The 16,690-nt window shown below is 31.5% G+C and carries 16 protein-coding genes; 8 read left to right on the top strand and 8 right to left on the bottom strand.

The window, feature by feature from the left end; genetic code table 11:
* Nucleotides 1-75: 75 nt before the first annotated feature.
* Nucleotides 76-747, bottom strand: coding sequence for a DUF4294 domain-containing protein (locus ACSVH2_RS12920; RefSeq protein ID WP_438093596.1), 672 nt, complete (start codon nucleotides 745-747; stop codon nucleotides 76-78).
* An 80-nt stretch (nucleotides 748-827) separates the two neighbouring features.
* Between ACSVH2_RS12920 and ACSVH2_RS12925 the strand changes: the two genes are divergently transcribed.
* The gene (locus tag ACSVH2_RS12925; protein WP_438093597.1) at nucleotides 828-1,916 is read left to right on the top strand and encodes a M42 family metallopeptidase; all 1,089 of its coding nucleotides are present in this window, start codon (nucleotides 828-830) and stop codon (nucleotides 1,914-1,916) included.
* Between the two features lie 81 nt (nucleotides 1,917-1,997).
* Here ACSVH2_RS12925 and ACSVH2_RS12930 read toward each other — a convergent pair whose 3' ends face one another.
* The 3 genes from ACSVH2_RS12930 to ACSVH2_RS12940 all read right to left on the bottom strand — a co-directional run bounded on the left by ACSVH2_RS12930 (nucleotide 1,998) and on the right by ACSVH2_RS12940 (nucleotide 4,783).
* Nucleotides 1,998-2,483 (bottom strand): hypothetical protein, encoded by a 486-nt coding sequence (locus tag ACSVH2_RS12930; RefSeq protein WP_438093598.1) that lies wholly within the window; start codon nucleotides 2,481-2,483, stop codon nucleotides 1,998-2,000.
* Between the two features lie 271 nt (nucleotides 2,484-2,754).
* Nucleotides 2,755-3,702 carry a phosphoribosylaminoimidazolesuccinocarboxamide synthase gene (locus ACSVH2_RS12935; protein ID WP_438093599.1) on the bottom strand — a complete coding sequence of 316 codons (948 nt, stop codon included), beginning with the start codon at nucleotides 3,700-3,702 and terminating at the stop codon, nucleotides 2,755-2,757.
* A gap of 127 nt (nucleotides 3,703-3,829) precedes the next feature.
* Nucleotides 3,830-4,783 carry a PhoH family protein gene (locus ACSVH2_RS12940; protein ID WP_438093600.1) on the bottom strand — a complete coding sequence of 318 codons (954 nt, stop codon included), beginning with the start codon at nucleotides 4,781-4,783 and terminating at the stop codon, nucleotides 3,830-3,832.
* A gap of 124 nt (nucleotides 4,784-4,907) precedes the next feature.
* Between ACSVH2_RS12940 and ACSVH2_RS12945 the strand changes: the two genes are divergently transcribed.
* The 5 genes from ACSVH2_RS12945 to dnaN all read left to right on the top strand — a co-directional run bounded on the left by ACSVH2_RS12945 (nucleotide 4,908) and on the right by dnaN (nucleotide 9,789).
* On the top strand, nucleotides 4,908-5,732 hold the full coding sequence (locus ACSVH2_RS12945) for an SAM hydrolase/SAM-dependent halogenase family protein (protein WP_438093601.1): 825 nt from the start codon (nucleotides 4,908-4,910) through the stop codon (nucleotides 5,730-5,732).
* Nucleotides 5,733-5,740: 8 nt separating this feature from the next.
* The gene (locus ACSVH2_RS12950; protein WP_438093602.1) at nucleotides 5,741-6,037 is read left to right on the top strand and encodes a putative quinol monooxygenase; all 297 of its coding nucleotides are present in this window, start codon (nucleotides 5,741-5,743) and stop codon (nucleotides 6,035-6,037) included.
* Nucleotides 6,038-6,103: 66 nt separating this feature from the next.
* Nucleotides 6,104-6,829 (top strand): gliding motility-associated ABC transporter permease subunit GldF, encoded by a 726-nt coding sequence (gldF, locus tag ACSVH2_RS12955; protein ID WP_438093603.1) that lies wholly within the window; start codon nucleotides 6,104-6,106, stop codon nucleotides 6,827-6,829.
* Entirely contained in the window at nucleotides 6,829-8,511 is a 1,683-nt protein-coding gene (gene gldG / locus ACSVH2_RS12960; RefSeq protein ID WP_438093604.1) for a gliding motility-associated ABC transporter substrate-binding protein GldG, read from the top strand. Before gldF ends, gldG begins: the two co-directional genes overlap by 1 nt.
* Before the next feature lie 159 nt (nucleotides 8,512-8,670).
* Nucleotides 8,671-9,789, top strand: coding sequence for a DNA polymerase III subunit beta (gene dnaN, locus ACSVH2_RS12965; RefSeq protein ID WP_438093605.1), 1,119 nt, complete (start codon nucleotides 8,671-8,673; stop codon nucleotides 9,787-9,789).
* A 57-nt stretch (nucleotides 9,790-9,846) separates the two neighbouring features.
* On the opposite strand, the gene ACSVH2_RS12970 is transcribed toward dnaN, so the two are convergent.
* Together ACSVH2_RS12970 and ACSVH2_RS12975 are read right to left on the bottom strand one after the other, a co-directional pair.
* Nucleotides 9,847-10,728 (bottom strand): hypothetical protein, encoded by an 882-nt coding sequence (locus ACSVH2_RS12970; protein WP_438093606.1) that lies wholly within the window; start codon nucleotides 10,726-10,728, stop codon nucleotides 9,847-9,849.
* A 70-nt stretch (nucleotides 10,729-10,798) separates the two neighbouring features.
* Complete coding sequence (locus ACSVH2_RS12975) at nucleotides 10,799-11,632, bottom strand: universal stress protein (protein ID WP_438093607.1); 834 nt, start codon at nucleotides 11,630-11,632, stop codon at nucleotides 10,799-10,801.
* 155 nt (nucleotides 11,633-11,787) lie between these two features.
* Between ACSVH2_RS12975 and mnmE the strand changes: the two genes are divergently transcribed.
* Complete coding sequence (mnmE, locus tag ACSVH2_RS12980) at nucleotides 11,788-13,185, top strand: tRNA uridine-5-carboxymethylaminomethyl(34) synthesis GTPase MnmE (RefSeq protein ID WP_438093608.1); 1,398 nt, start codon at nucleotides 11,788-11,790, stop codon at nucleotides 13,183-13,185.
* A gap of 23 nt (nucleotides 13,186-13,208) precedes the next feature.
* Here the strand turns inward: mnmE and ACSVH2_RS12985 are convergent, their stop codons facing one another.
* Both ACSVH2_RS12985 and ACSVH2_RS12990 read right to left on the bottom strand, forming a co-directional pair.
* On the bottom strand, nucleotides 13,209-13,667 hold the full coding sequence (locus tag ACSVH2_RS12985) for an RNA methyltransferase (RefSeq protein WP_438093609.1): 459 nt from the start codon (nucleotides 13,665-13,667) through the stop codon (nucleotides 13,209-13,211).
* A 42-nt stretch (nucleotides 13,668-13,709) separates the two neighbouring features.
* Nucleotides 13,710-15,668 carry an endonuclease gene (locus tag ACSVH2_RS12990; RefSeq protein WP_438093610.1) on the bottom strand — a complete coding sequence of 653 codons (1,959 nt, stop codon included), beginning with the start codon at nucleotides 15,666-15,668 and terminating at the stop codon, nucleotides 13,710-13,712.
* A 198-nt stretch (nucleotides 15,669-15,866) separates the two neighbouring features.
* Between ACSVH2_RS12990 and ACSVH2_RS12995 the strand changes: the two genes are divergently transcribed.
* Entirely contained in the window at nucleotides 15,867-16,658 is a 792-nt protein-coding gene (locus tag ACSVH2_RS12995) for a sulfite exporter TauE/SafE family protein (RefSeq protein ID WP_438093611.1), read from the top strand.
* Nucleotides 16,659-16,690: the final 32 nt, after the last annotated feature.

Here is a 16,690-nt window from a genome sequence, read left to right on the forward strand (position 1 = left end):
ATTTAAACCCAATAGTTTTTGATTGAAATGAGAAAGGGAAAATCCCGAAAGTGCAAGTCGAAGTGAAATAATAAGTTACTTTTTTGACGCTTTTTCATGCCAAAAATCAGTAAGTTCATCTATATCTAACGGATTAGCAGATTTTTGAGCAACGAGTCTTCCCCTATTGAAAGCTCTATCTAAAATGCTTTCTATTAAAAAATCCTCGTTTACTTCATATGGAAGGTACTTTGTTTTAAGATTTATATCAAAAAGCTTAGCTGTATTGTTTGACCAAAACGCTTTCCATCCATTTTTATAATCTTTAATAAGATCGTAAGTAGTAAAACCTGTTTGGCGGTGTATTAGTTTAACTAATATTTGTCCTTGTTTGCGTGAAAGTTTTTTTAGTTGACCTGTAAATTCATTCTCCATGTAATCTTCAACTATTTTAAAGTATTTCTTTTTTTCTTTATTTGTTTTTAACTTATCCATGTTCTTGTTCATTATGGTAAGCCTTTCTGCTGCAGTCTTTGCAAAAGGGTAAACTTTATAAACTCTATTTTGAAGAAGAAGGAATTGTTTTTTTTCTTCGGGAGTTAATTTCTCTTTATATACAATGACTTCTTCTAATTGGATTGGTTCGTCAAGAATGGTATCACTCTCTTCAACACTTAGCTCTTTTTTTTGAATAGAATCTTTCGCAATTTGTGCATTTGAATAAGATGAAATCAGAAATAACGAAATATAAAAAAACAACTTTTTCATGTAAAATAATTTTATGGTAAAAATATAGAATATCCTTAACAACTGTAATGCCAAATTTATATTTTAGCAAAAAAAAATTTATGGCAACAAAATCAATACTTACTAAAACATCATTATCATTTTTAGAAAATTATTTAAATAATGCATCACCTACTGGCTACGAGTCTGCTGGACAAAAACTATGGATGAACTATTTAAAACCATATGTAGATACATTTATTACAGATACATATGGTACCGCAGTTGGAGTTATAAATCCTGAAGCCAAATTCAAAGTAGCAATAGAAGGTCATTCCGATGAAATTTCATGGTATGTGAATTATATAACTGCTGAAGGATTAATATATGTTATAAGAAATGGTGGCTCAGATCATCAAATTGCACCTTCAAAAAGAGTAAATATTCATACCAAAAATGGAATTGTAAAAGGCGTTTTTGGTTGGCCAGCTATCCATACCCGAAATCGGGGCAAGGAAGAAAATGCTTCTTTACATAATATATTTATTGACTGTGGTTGTTCGACTAAAGAAGAGGTTGAGAAATTAGGCATTCATGTTGGCTGTGTGATAACGTATCCTGATGAATTTATGATTTTAAATGAAAATAAATTTGTTTGTCGAGCTATCGATAACAGAATGGGTGGCTTCATGATTGCTGAAGTGGCACGTTTATTAAAAGAAAATAAAAAGAAATTACCGTTTGGTCTTTACATAGTTAATTCTGTTCAAGAAGAAATTGGTCTTCGTGGTGCCGAAATGATTACCCAAACTATAAAACCAAATGTCGCCATTGTCACTGATGTTTGTCATGATACAACAACACCAATGATTGAAAAGAAAATCGAGGGCGATTTACAAATGGGTAAAGGACCAGTTATAGCTTATGCTCCAGCCGTTCATAATACATTAAGAGACTTAATTGTTGAAACTGCCGAAAAAAATAAAATTCCTTTTCAACGACATGCAACTTCCCGCGTAACAGGAACAGATACTGATGCTTTTGCTTATAGTAATGGCGGTGTTCCATCATCATTAATTTCACTACCTCTTCGTTATATGCATACCACAGTTGAAATGGTTCACCGTGATGATGTTGAAAATGTGATTACATTAATTTATGAGAGTTTATTGAGAATTGAAACAGACCATAATTTTTCTTATTTCAAATAACAGAAAAAGAAAAAAGCATCCCGATTTAGTTGGGATGCTTTTTGCTATTTTAGTTTTCTATTAAATTTCAATAATCTAAACTTATAACTTTAAATCTATTATAATTGTTGCGTTGTTATTTGAAACTTTAACACATTGAATTGAACGATTGATTTTTTCAAAGTCTAAAGGATAAACCTCATTTGTATCATTACTTTCAATAATTTGATTGTATTCATAAATATCATCTTCAAGTGTTCTTTCTAATGAAATTGGTTGAAATATTTCTTTTTTTGCTTCAGTAATCAAGTTGTTTTCTTCAATAACGTCTTCAACTCTAATTTTATAAGACGAACTTATAACCGTATTTGGATCAAAAATAGCCGATTCGTTTGAATTACTCTCATCAAAATTGTATAGAATTTGCTGTTCTGAAGTGTCTTTTTTACTTTCTAGAAGTATATTTTCATAAACCTCAGTCTTAAATTCTTTTTGCTGATTAAACTCTTGTTCTTTTAATTCATTAGCCACTATTGTTTGATTAAAACTTAAAGCAACTAGTCCTAAATAAATAAATGTTGTTTTCATGATGATTAATTTTTATTGTTGATTATATTTTTATACTTATTAATATTCTATGCAAATATATATCTATAAACATGTATCTTGTATTGCATAGTACTTAATTTTAACATAAATTTAACTTTTAAAACAAAATACCCTAATAAAGATATTTATGTCTATAAGACTATTAAAAGTTTCATTAGTTTCATTAATAATCAACAATTAACGTATTTTTAACAAACAAAAAAAAACCACGCTTACACGTGGTTCTTATTTTTTTGGACTAGGAACTGTCTTATGATTTCAAAAATTGCAATACATTGTGTTCAATACGTTCATAAATATTTGAAATATCTGCTTTTATGAATTTTTCTCCAAGTATTTTTTCATACAATTCAATGTAACGCTCTGAAACTGTTTCTATGTATTCATCTGTCATATTAGGAATATCTTGTCCTTCTTTTCCTTGAAAACCATTTTCAATAAGCCAACGACGAACAAACTCTTTTGATAATTGTTTTTGTTCTTCTCCTTTATCCTGTCTTTCCTTATAACCTTCTGCGTAGAAATAACGAGAAGAATCTGGCGTATGAATTTCATCGATTAATACTATAACACCGTCTTTGGTTTTTCCAAATTCATATTTAGTATCTACCAAAATCAAACCTCTACTAGCTGCTATTTCAGTTCCTCTTTGATACAAAGCTCTAGTGTATTTTTCTAAAACTAAATAATCTTCTTCTGAAACAATTCCTTTTGTTAAAATTTCTTCACGAGAAATATCTTCATCGTGAGAACCATTATCAGCTTTTGTAGTTGGAGTAATTATTGGTGTTGGAAATTTGTCATTTTCTTTTAATCCTTCAGGCATATTTACTCCACAAATGGTTCTTTTACCTAAAGCATATTCACGAGCAGCATGACCTGAAAGATATCCTCTAATAACCATTTCTACTTTAAATGGTTGACAAAGATGTCCTACAGCAACATTTGGATCGGGAGTTGCGATGAGCCAATTGGGTACAATATCAGCCGTAAGATGCATGAACTTGGTAGCGATTTGGTTTAAGATTTGTCCTTTATAAGGAATTCCTTTTGGCATTACGACATCAAAAGCAGAAAGTCTATCAGTCGCTATCATAACTAACAACTCATCATTGATGTTATAGACTTCACGGACTTTGCCACGATAAACAGATTTTTGATTTGGAAAATGAAAATTAGTAGTTGTAATTGTGTTCATTATAATGTGTTGTTGTGGATGCAAAAATAGGAATTTGAGATTACTTTTTTAGTCATCAATTCAAAATAAAAAAAGAAACCCTATCAAATTATACTTGATAGGGTTTCACTTTCGATATTACTAGAAACTAATAATCATTATTTTCTATGCTCTTATACGCATCAATTACTTTTTTAACTAATCTGTGTCGTACAATATCTTTATCGTCTAGGTAAATGATACCAATACCTTCAATATCCTTCAAAACCAAAATTGCTTCTTTTAAACCCGAAATAGTTCGGCGTGGTAAATCTACTTGTCCTGGATCACCGGTGATGATAAACTTCGCATTTTTACCCATACGCGTTAAAAACATTTTCATTTGCGAATGTGTCGTATTCTGTGCTTCATCCAAGATTACAAAAGCGTTATCCAACGTTCGACCACGCATGAACGCTAACGGAGCAATCTGAATGATACCTTTTAAAATATAATCTTCCAAAGTTTGCGGAGGCAACATATCTCGCAAAGCATCATATAAAGGTTGCATGTAAGGATCTAATTTTTCTTTCATATCACCAGGAAGAAAACCTAAATTCTCGCCAGCTTCAACCGCAGGACGCGTTAAAACAATTCTTTTTACCTGCTTTTCTTTCAGTGCTTTTACCGCTAAGGCAACTCCTGTATAGGTTTTCCCCGTTCCGGCTGGACCAACAGCAAACATCATGTCATTTTTTTGAATGATATCTACCATTTTTTGTTGATTAGGTGTCATAGCTTTGATAAGCTTTCCTCCTATTCCATGTACCAAAATTTTATCGCTATCAGGCATACGTTGCTCTTCATGTGAATTGCTATGTATCACTCTTTCAATGACATTGTCATCAATATTATTATAGCGTGTAAAATGCAACATCAAGCGATTGAAGCGATTTTCAAACTCATCAAGTTCTTCTTTTTCGCCAAATGCTTTCAGAGTTGTACCTCGTGCTACAATTTTGAGTTTTGGATAGTACCTTTTAATCGTTTCAAGATGTGCATCTTGAGCGCCCCAAAATTCTTTTGGTGCGATGTCGTGTAATTCAATGATACGTTCGTTCAAAAGCGGTAGTATTAAATTAAAATAATTCGCTAGATAATTATTAGCTTTGCATTCAAATTTAATTAAATAAAAGAATAGGTTTTACAATTTTGAAATCCTATTTCCACCAAGTTATAAACAATTTATGTCAATAATTACCTTAACGACCGATTATGGATTAAAAGACCACTTTGTAGGTGCTTTAAAAGGTAAATTGTTATCAGAGTTTCGTGAAGCTACAATTATTGATATTTCACATAATATAGATGCTTTTAATGTTGCAGAAGCTGCCTACATAATAGGTGCAGCTTACAGTAGTTTTCCAAAAGGAACTGTTCACTTAATTGGTGTTGACATTGAATTAAATTCCGAAAACCAACACATTGCCATGCAATGGAACGACCATTACTTCATTTGTGCTGATAATGGAATTTTAAGTATGTTAATTCAAAAAATTATTCCACAAAAATTGGTTACCATTACTATTCATGACAGATTACCCAGTGATGCAACTGATTTGGATGTATTTGTAAAAGTGGCATGCCATTTGGCTAAAGGAGGTTTACTGAATGTTATTGGCAAAGAAATAAAAATGATAAAAGAAGTCACCGAATTACAAGCAATAGTTCAGGATAACCAAATAAAGGGTTATGTTATTTACAGTGATCATTTGGGCAATGCCGTGACTAATATATCTAAGAAATTATTTTTAGAAATAAGTAAAAGTCGACCTTATGAAATCCAATTTAAGAACAAAACCATAAAAACCATTTTACCAAAATACTCAGATATTGGCATATCTGATAAATATCCTATAAAACATTTTGAGGGAGAAAAACTTGCTATATTTAATGAAGCAGGTTTTCTGGAAATTGCTATTTTCAAAAGCAACCCTAACACGGTGGGTTCTGCAAATAGTTTATTGGGATTAAGTTATAGAGATGTAGTGACAATAGATTTTAAAAATTAGATAAAAATATGTTCATCAGAATAGTAAAAATGAGCTTTCACGAAGAAAATATTCCGAAGTTTTTGGAAAATTTCGATAGTATCAAAGAAAAAATAAGAGGTGCAGAAGGGAATCGTTTATTAGAATTATACCAAGACCAAAACAATCCTTGTATTTTCTTTACCTATAGTTATTGGGAAACTGAAGCTGATTTGGAGAATTACAGAAAATCGGCGTTATTTGATGAAGTTTGGACATTTACCAAAAAATTATTCAATGACAAACCCGAAGCGTGGAGTGTAAATAAATTAGTTTCTTTGGTTTAAAGTTTAACGTTCCAAGTTAAAAAACCTGAAACTTTAAACCTGAAACTTTAAATAATTATAATTTAAATGAAATCAATCGCATTACGAGAAATAAAATCCTTCTTTGGTTCGCCTATTGGATATATGGTTATTGCCGTTTTTCTTTTGCTCAACGGCTTGTTCCTTTGGGTTTTTGATGGAGAATACAACATTTTACAAAGCGGTTTTGCTGATTTAAGTCCGTTTTTCACTTTAGCACCATGGATATTGATTTTTCTCATTCCAGCGGTAACGATGCGCAGTTTTTCGGATGAAAAAAAACAAGGTACTATTGAGTTATTGTTGACCAAACCATTATCAATTTGGCAAATTGTAAACGGAAAGTTTTTAGGTTCGTTTCTATTAATTGTCATTGCTTTAGTACCAACGTTGGTTTATGTTTACGTTATATCGAGCTTAGGATTACCCGAAGGAAATATTGACTTAGGAAGCACAATGGGTTCCTATTTTGGCTTATTATTTTTAGTCGCTGCCTACACCGCTATTGGGATTTTTACTTCAACACTTTCAGAAAATCAAATTGTAGCTTTCTTACTTTCGGTGTTTTTGTGTTTTATTTTTTATTATGGTTTTGAAGGAATTGCAAACTATGTCAAAGGTTTTGAAGATGCCATTGCTAGAATTGGAATGGATTATCACTTCAAAAGTATGTCGCGAGGTGTAATTGATACAAGAGATGTTTTGTATTTTATCAGTGTGGCATTTTTGTTTTTATCATTCACTGTTTTTAAATTAAAATCCTTAAAATCGTAATGAGCGCTACTAAAAATAACTTTAAAAAAATTCTAACTACAGTTGCACTAATTGTGGTCTTGAACTTGGCAGGTCATTTTGTTTTCAAACGATTTGATTTGACCGCAGATAAAAGATATACATTATCTCAAACCTCATTAAACATCGTTAAAGAAGTAAAAGAACCTCTTTACGTTGATGTTTTTTTAGAAGGAGAATTTCCGGGTGAATTCAAGAAATTACAAACCGAAACCCAACAATTACTAGAGGAATTCAAAGCCGAAAATCCGAATATCATCTTCCAATTTGTAAATCCATTAGAAGAGGAAGACGAGAAAGAAGCAACCATGCAATCCTTTATTGAACGTGGTTTAACACCTGTGAATGTTACTGTAAATGACAAAGGCCAACAAACTCAAGAAGTTGTTTTTCCATGGGCAGTGGCCACTTGTGCAAACCGTTCTGTGAAAGTACCCCTTCTTAAAAATATGATGGGTGCTTCAACCGCAGAAAAAGTAGTAAGTTCTGTGCAACATCTTGAATATGCTTTTGCAAATGCAATTAACACTGTAGCCAAAGCAAAGCAAAAGAAAGTAGTGATTATGAACGGAAACGGTGAACTTCCTGATCGTTATATCGCTGATTTTATTCGTTCTGTAAAAGACAATTATTATATTGGACCATTTACATTGGACTCTGTAGCCAAAAGTCCGAATGAAACTTTAAAATACCTAAAAAAATATGATTTGGCTATAATTGCCAAACCAACAGAAACCTTTACCGATGAAGAGAAACAAGTCTTGGATCAATTTATCATTAACGGCGGAAAAACACTCTGGCTTGTTGACCAAGTCAATATGGAAATGGACAGTTTGTATAATGAAACTGGTTCCAATTTGGCTTTTCCGAGAGATTTGAATTTGAACGACATGTTCTTCAAATATGGCGTTAGAATGCGACCAGATTTGATTTTTGATTTACAAAATACCCCAATCGCTTTGGCTACTGGAGAACAAGGAAGTGCTACACAATACACCCAATATCCTTGGTTTTTTTCGCCAATGATTTATCCAACAACAAACAATCCAATAGTGAGTAATCTAGATGGAATAAAATTTGAATTTGCAAGTCCGATTGAACCGTTGAAAAACGATATTAAAAAAACTATTTTATTACAATCGTCAAAATATTCAAAATTGATGGGAACACCATCGGAAGTCAATTTGAAAATGGTAACTGCAAGACCAGAACCAAAGGATTTCGTCAATCAAGGAAACTTTCCAGTGGCTGTTTTATTAGAAGGAAAATTTCGTTCCATGTATGAAAATAGAGTGTTACCTTTTAAAGATGATACTTTTAAAAACAAAGGAAAGAGCAATAAAATGGTTGTGATTTCTGACGGTGACGTAATTAAAAATCAATTGGATAAAAATGGCCAACCCTTGGAATTGGGTTATGACAAATGGACTAATAATTTATATGCCAATAAAGAGTTTTTGATGAATTGCGTCAATTATCTCTTGGATGATAATGGACTTATTAACATTCGCAGTAAAGAAGTTGATTTACCTATTTTGGACAAACAAAAAGTGTATGACAATTATACTCATTCGCAAGTCATAACTGTTGCAGTTCCAATAGTTATTCTGTTGCTTTTTGGTGTAGTTTTTACCCTTTTGCGCAAGAGAAAATACAGCAAGTAATGTTAATAAAAAACTTTTTGAAATCTCTTTGTTTAAGATATATTTGTAAAAATTAAATTTATATGAAATGCGTAGCATTCCATCATTAAAAAAATAAATAAAAATTCAGATGAAACGTTCACGTTCCATCTTCCATTAAGAAACAAATAAAAACCACGGATGAAATTTATAGTATCGAGTTCCTACTTATTAAAACAACTACAAGTTCTAGGTAGCGTTATCAATAGCAGCAATACTTTGCCTATTTTAGATAATTTTCTATTCGAATTGGATAGCAAAACGTTAACAGTATCAGCTTCTGATTTAGAGACAACCATGTCGGCTACATTGGAAATTGATTCTACTAGCAAAGGAAGTGTTGCTGTTCCTGCAAAATTATTATTGGATATTCTAAAAACATTTCCAGAGCAACCATTGACTTTCACTGTTGAAGAAAACAGTACTATCGAAATTAGTTCTAATTCAGGGAAATATGCCATTGCTTATGCTCCAGGAGAAGAATTTCCAAAATCAGTAAGTCTAGACAATCCGTCTTCTACTGTTGTTCCTTCAGATGTTTTAGCAACTGCCATTAGCAAAACTATTTTTGCTGCCGGAAATGATGATTTACGTCCTGTAATGAGCGGTGTCTTTTTTCAATTTTCTCCCGAAGGTTTAATTTTTGTAGCCACAGATGCTCACAAATTAGTGAAATATGCTCGTACAGATGTAAAAGCTTCTGAAGTGGCTGATTTCATAATGCCTAAGAAACCTTTGAATATTTTGAAAAGCATTTTAGGAACTTCTGAATCTGATATTACCATTGAATACAATGATTCGAATGCTACTTTCAATTTTGATAGTTATGTATTGACTTGTCGTTTAATTGATGGGAAATATCCAAACTACGAAGCGGTAATTCCAAAAGAAAATCCAAACAAATTAATGATTAACAGAGTTTTATTATTGAATTCTGTGCGTCGTGTTGCCATTTTCTCTAACAAAACTACACACCAAATTCGTTTGAAAATTGCTGGAGCTGAATTGAATATTTCTGCCGAAGATATTGATTATTCGAACAAAGCTGAAGAGCGTTTGACTTGTGATTATCAAGGTGATGATATGCAAATTGGGTTCAACTCTCGTTTTCTTTCGGAAATGTTGACCAATTTAACTTCAGATGAAATTATGCTAGAAATGTCAATGCCAAACCGCGCTGGAATTTTAACTCCAATAGACGGTCTTGATGAAGGAGAAACCGTTACTATGCTTGTAATGCCAGTAATGTTGAATAACTAAATAAACTAACCGAAATAAAACCAGAAAGCGTTTCAATTTATATTTGAGACGCTTTTTTTATTCTGTTGGATGTAGAAACTCCATTTTAACTTTTGGATCTGTTTTCATTCTCTCTTGAGCACTTCTATGGTTTTCTTCGAAAGTTTCTAAATCAGTTCCTTTACAAATTCCATAGGAATAATGATATTTTAATAACTCAATATCCTTTTCAGTTAATTCCTTATCTACTGAAAAACAAGTAGAAAAATAACTTTTACAATCCGAATTTTGTATACTATAAAAATTACCTAATGAAAATAGAAAATCTTTCTTTAATGTAGTAATCTGTTGCTTTTGGTTAAATATTTTTTGAGTGTCTAGTTTCAATGTACCATTGTATATTCTCTGTTTTCCATCCCAATATATATAATATCCATTCGTAGGTTTTATTCTCTCTTCCCAATTAATATCAGTTGGTTTATTCATGAAATAAATAAAATAATTTGATTTTGATTTAGCATTCACAACCGAAATTTTAAGAGAATCTATTTCTTCATCTAAGTATTTAAAAAATTTAATTAACTCTCTTTTATTTGTATAAGTTACTGTTGAGTCAAAATAAACTTTTATTTCAGTTTTCCAATGTCTCATATAGACTTTTCTTGTTGGAATTAGCTTTTGATTGTTTCTATTATAAACCAACTTCTTATATTCGTTCAAAAAGATACTGTCTTTGTATTCATAAGGGACACTTACACCTTTTCTATCCAATGGAGTAATCTCAACTAATGTATCATTATTAAATATCCTAAAACCCAAGGAGTCAATATTAACTTCTTTCTTCTCTTTTAACCTTTTATAATCATCATATCTCAAAAAAGAATTTTTCGAAATTGTGGAATGCTGCGCTGATAATAAAAACGAAAAAACAAAGAAAAAAAAAGAGAGTAATAACTTCATTTGACTAACTATTAGTTTAACAAATATAATTAATTTATTAAAACCAATAATTTTCTTTTATTTAGATAGATTATTCGTGAAATGCTAATATTGGTGTTTTTAAATGATAAGATAATTTTTGAGTGGTAGTATTGGTGAAAAGCTCCACAAAAAAGTTTCTTTTATAGGTAAGCATTGCCAATAAATCAATATCTTGAGTGACTAGAAAATCTTCAATCGTTTCATTTACTTCATCACTAGGAATTATAAAAAATTGCAAGTTTTCCTCATCTTCAAAATGAGATTTCCATCTATTGATAGTATCGGTATTCACATCTGAATCAGAAGTTTTAACGTGTAAACATTTCACTTTAGCATGAAGTTTTTTGGCCATCAATACTACTTTAACCAAAGCTTCGATGTCTTTTTTTCTAAAACGTGTGGTAAAAGCAATGTTTTCAAATTTACTGAACTTAGCACCAATTGGAACACTCAATACAGGAACTGAAACATCTGAAATAACAGAACCTGTATTCGTTCCAAGGAAAGAGTCTAACCAACCTTCGGCGCCTTTAGTTCCCATTACTACAAAATCGATATTTTCTTGTTTGACCACTTTTTTAATATTATAAACCAAATCGCCGTCCATTAAAATATGACTCATTGCGATATGACTCAAATTTCTTTGCTCTGCAATAGTGTGTAATTTCGGCATTTTCTCTTTAAAATGATCAAAATTAGTCAACTCAATGGTTTCATAAATCATAGCATAATTCAAAGGAAGCGATTGACTATCAACTATCGGCAACTCAAACGTATGCAATAAAACCAACTCGGCTTTGAATATTTTAGCCATTTCAAGAGCATATACAAAGGCATTATCTGAAGTTTCAGAAAAATCTATTGGTAAAAGAATTTTTTTCATGGTGATAGAATTTATGTACTCTCAAATTTACGATTATTATAAGGAATTAAAAATGATAATTATCAGATAATAAATTATTTACCAAAATTGTAGTTGTTGTTTTTTAATTAAATCAATACTTATTTAGTTTTAGTAACTTTGACAAAAATTTAAAAATGATTTCACAAGAAACTATTGTTGCCCTTGCTTCACCTTCTGGTGCTGGAGCTATTGCTGTAATTCGAATTTCGGGTGTAGCTGCTCTAACCATTGCAGAGCAAGTATTCCAATCGGTTTCTGGAAAATCTATTGCCAAACAAAAAACGCATACTATTCATCTTGGACATATTGTTGAAAATTCAAAAGTATATGACCAAGTTTTACTTTCAATTTTCAAAAATCCACATTCTTATACTGGTGAAGATGTAATTGAAATTTCCTGTCATGGTTCAACTTACATTCAGCAACAAATTATACAATTATTATTGCGAAAAGGTTGTAGAATGGCACAAGCTGGAGAATTTACTTTACGTGCTTTCTTGAACGGAAAACTTGATTTATCACAAGCAGAAGCTGTTGCCGATTTAATTTCTTCGGATAATGAAGCTAGTCATCAAATAGCAATGCAACAAATGCGAGGTGGTTTCAGTAATGAAATTGCTAGATTGAGAGAAGAACTGTTGAATTTCGCATCGCTTATCGAATTGGAATTAGATTTTGCCGAAGAAGATGTTGAGTTTGCAGACAGAACACAATTCGCAGCTTTATTAAACCGAATTGAGTTTGTTTTAAAACGATTGATAGACTCTTTTGCCGTTGGAAATGTTATAAAAAACGGAATTCCTGTAGCCATTGTTGGCGAACCCAATGTTGGGAAATCCACGTTGTTAAATGCTTTATTAAATGAAGAACGCGCCATAGTTTCCGAAATTGCAGGAACTACACGCGATACTATTGAGGATGAATTGGTCATCAATGGTATAGGATTTCGTTTTATTGATACAGCGGGAATCAGGGAAACGATAGATGTTGTAGAAAGTATTGGTATCAAAAAAACCTTTGAAAAAATCGAACAAGCGCAAGTAGTCATTTACTTAATTGATAGTTCTCAATTGACCTTGGACAATGAAAATTTGAAAGAAGTTCAAGTTGAACTGGAAAAAATAAAAAATCAGTTTCCATTAAAGGCACTAATTGTTATTGGCAATAAATCAGACAAACTTTCGAAGAAAGAAGTATTAAATCTTACCACTCAAATTCCAAATATTTTATTGCTTTCTGCTAAAGAAAAACAAGGAATTGAAGATTTAAAAAACCAATTATTTTCGTTTGTAAATACTGGTGCTTTGCGCAATAATGAAACGATAGTTACCAACACACGTCACTACGATTCACTTTTAAAAGCATTGGAAGAAATTCAAAAAGTGAAATTTGGACTAAACAGCGGATTACCTTCAGATTTAATGGCAATAGATATTAAACAAGCATTGTATTACTTCGGCGAAATTACGGGAGAAGTGACCAATGATGAACTTTTAGGAAATATTTTTGCTAACTTTTGTATCGGAAAGTAAAACTAATGTGGAGAAAATTAATTTTATGACCTTGGCTTATTGATTCCTCTATCATAAAGCACTATACTTCCTGCAACAGAAACATTTAAACTTTTCTCTGATTTAAATTTTACTAAAAAATGACATTTTTCAATAGCTTGTTTACTTAATCCATTATCTTCAGCACCTAGTAAATAAACACATCTTCTTGGATGTTGAAAAGTTTCTAAATCTTCGGCAGTTTCATCTAATTCTACACCAACTAGCCTTGCACCTTTTGGTAAATTTTTAAAAAAATCCTCAAAATCTTCATAATGAAAATACGGTATTGATTTCACCGCATTATGTGTGTCCGAAGCTTGTTTGGCATATCTGTTTCCAATAGTAAAAATAAAACTTGCTCCAAAATTTTGAGCTGATCGCCACAAAACACCAAGGTTTTCAGGAGTTTTTCCATTTTGGATTCCTATTCCAAAAAATTCATTTAGGAAATTATCGTTCATATTGCAAGAATACATTTTTTTTCAATGGATAATTGTCCATAATTACTCCACGATAATTTTCCTAACAATTGATTTAGAATCAGATGATATTTTAGCAAAATAAATTCCTGAAGCAACATCAAGTGCAAAAGTCTGTTGTGAGTTAAACTTAGTTTCTAAGACTTTCGCTCCTAAGCTATTGAAAATTTGTATAGTGCTTTCAGTATCAACTCCAGAAATCGTAAATGAATTCCCTACAGGATTTGGATAAAGAACAATTTTACTTTCATCGAAACTAGTATTGGATAAAGTTGAAAACCATGGTTGACCAAAATTAGCTCCAAAAACATAATCGGCCAAGTTTGGATAATCAATAAACGGATTTCTATTCACTTGCCAAGTATAGATGTAATTATTTCTATTCATTTCAAAATCATCTCTTGGATCAGTTTGATTCCATTGCAATAGTAAGGCTAAATCCCCAATTTGTCCCACTGTAGTATTAGCAGGATTTCCATTCACAACACTCAAGGCATTGTAACGAACTGCCATATAAAAAAGTGCTCTTGCAACATCACCACGCCAACTTCCTTGTGTACCAACTGGACCAAGATATTCACCATAATCTCTATTTCCTCGTAAACTGTTTTCAGCACCATCTTCAACTCGTAAGTGATGTGCATCGGCATGACCAGCAAGAATATCATCAGCGTTAGTTGGCAACCAAACATTTATTCCATCAGGAATAGAAGAAGTTCCATCGGTAAATCCACCGCGTGATTGAGGATAAATATGTTCTCTGTTCCATTTTCCTGTATTGATACCTGTTTCTTGAAAATCTAGTTTAGATCGAGGTTGTTCAACATACATTAACCAAACTTGATTACTGTTTAAAGGGTTTTGATCTGCTTTTTTCAAAATAGTTTCAATATCACCATAATTATGTGCTCGAACCACACTTGGATTGGCTATAATATCTTGAATGGCTTGTTTTAAAACACTACCTGATTTTCCTTCTAATGATGAATAATAACCAGTAGGTGCTGTACTTGTTACTATTCCATAAGTTGGATTTAAAGGTGTTCCCCAAGCTGCAACAGTAAAATCATTATCTATAATTCTAATTTCAATATTATCATTACGTCTGTTGTATCCAGATGGCAATGTTCCAAATTTTATTTTGGCTATTTCGTCTCCTTCATCATTTGTATCATCAACTAATTGTATTGTTGCTGTATAACTATTGGAACCAACAGGGATGGAAACAGCTACACTTCCTGTGTAATCCGAAGTATTAAAATTACCGCTTGAAAGTGAGAAATTAAAATTAAGATTACTTCCAGTTACATTAGTTTGAGTAATAAAAGTAATTGTAAATAATTGTCCTTCATTGAACTGGGTTGCTGTTGTGGAAATAGTAATTCCATTATAAACAAAACCACTACCATCATTATTTGTTCCTGGTGTTGGAGTTTTGGCTTCCCAAGTTCCATCATTTTTTCTCTGAATAGATTGTGTTGTTTGTGCACCGTTTGCATTTTCGTCTATTTGAATGGTTACTCCCAATGCAGCCATTAATGCAGTTGCATCTGGATCGGTAGTTTCATAGACAATTGCGTCAATTATATTGGTTGTTGTAGCTGGAGAAAGATTTGGGAAATCTGTTGAATTTCCTATATATAAACCAACACCATCGGGACCATTTTGGAAAATATTATCGGGTAAAAGCCTAGTTGGAACTGGAGAAACTAAATTATTTCCAATGACTACTATACCATTAACATCGGTTGTTAGACCATCTAAATCAATGACATAATAACTCAAATTAGCTTGGCTTCCTGAACCATTAAATAACACTAAAACATAACCATCAAGGGGAAAATTGGGAATTGTAGATTTTAATTCTATGAATTCTTTGTCATCAGTACTTGGCGTATCGGAGTCTAATTCATTGATGAAAACTTGAGCATTTGAAATTGAAAAAACAAGAACTAAAAGGAACGAAAGTAAATTTTTAAACATTGTGGTATTTATTAAGCATCAAATATATTTACATGTCTACCAAAACTAACAAAACGAACTATAAATTAACAATTAATTGCTATTTAGTAAAGAAAAAACTTTAAGAAAAGTGATTTCGTAATAAATAATTCAAATAAAATAAAGTCTTCTTCTGAAACAATTATGTTATTTTTACACTATGATTTTTACACTAAATTAATGTTAGAAATTTTAGGTTTCTTTGGTGCGTTTTTAATTGGAATTGTTTTAGGAATTACTGGTGGTGGCGGTTCAATATTAACCGTTCCTGTTTTAGTTTATATTTTAAATTTAAATCCAATAATTGCCACAGCTTATTCTTTATTTATAGTTGGAACCACTTCCGCTTTTGGAAGCATTCAAAATTTTAGAAAAAAATTAATCGCACCAAAAACGGCCATTCAATTTGCCTTTCCTTCTGTAATTGGTGTATATCTTACTAGAAAATTTATAGTCCCAAAAATACCCGATACTATCTTCTATTTTGGTTCTTTTCAATTATCAAAAGAGACTTTTTTGATGTTATTGTTTGCCATAGTAATGTTTATGGCAGCTTATTCTATGCTAAAAGACAAAAAAGAAACTACTGCTATTGAAGAAAAAAACAAATCCAAAATTGCAGTTTTTGTTGAATTATTTTTTGTTGGAATACTTATAGGTTTGATTGGTGCTGGTGGCGGATTTTTGATAATTCCTGCGCTCATAAAGCTGGCAAAATTACCCATGAAAAAAGCCATTGGAACATCACTTTTAATTATCACAATAAATTCATTGATTGGCTTTCTTGGTGATGTTCAAAATACAACTATGGATTGGTCGTTTCTATTATTTTTTACTACAATAGCCGTTGTTGGAATTTTCACTGGACTTTATATTCAAAAATATATTAATGAAAAATTACTAAAAAAAATATTTGGCATCTTCGTTTTAGTGATGTCTCTGATTATTCTTTACAAGGAAATTTTTTCATAAAGTATTCTAAAAATCTTTAATTCTAGTCATCT

This window comes from Flavobacterium sp. RSB2_4_14, from assembly GCF_051547085.1.
GTDB lineage: Bacteria > Bacteroidota > Bacteroidia > Flavobacteriales > Flavobacteriaceae > Flavobacterium.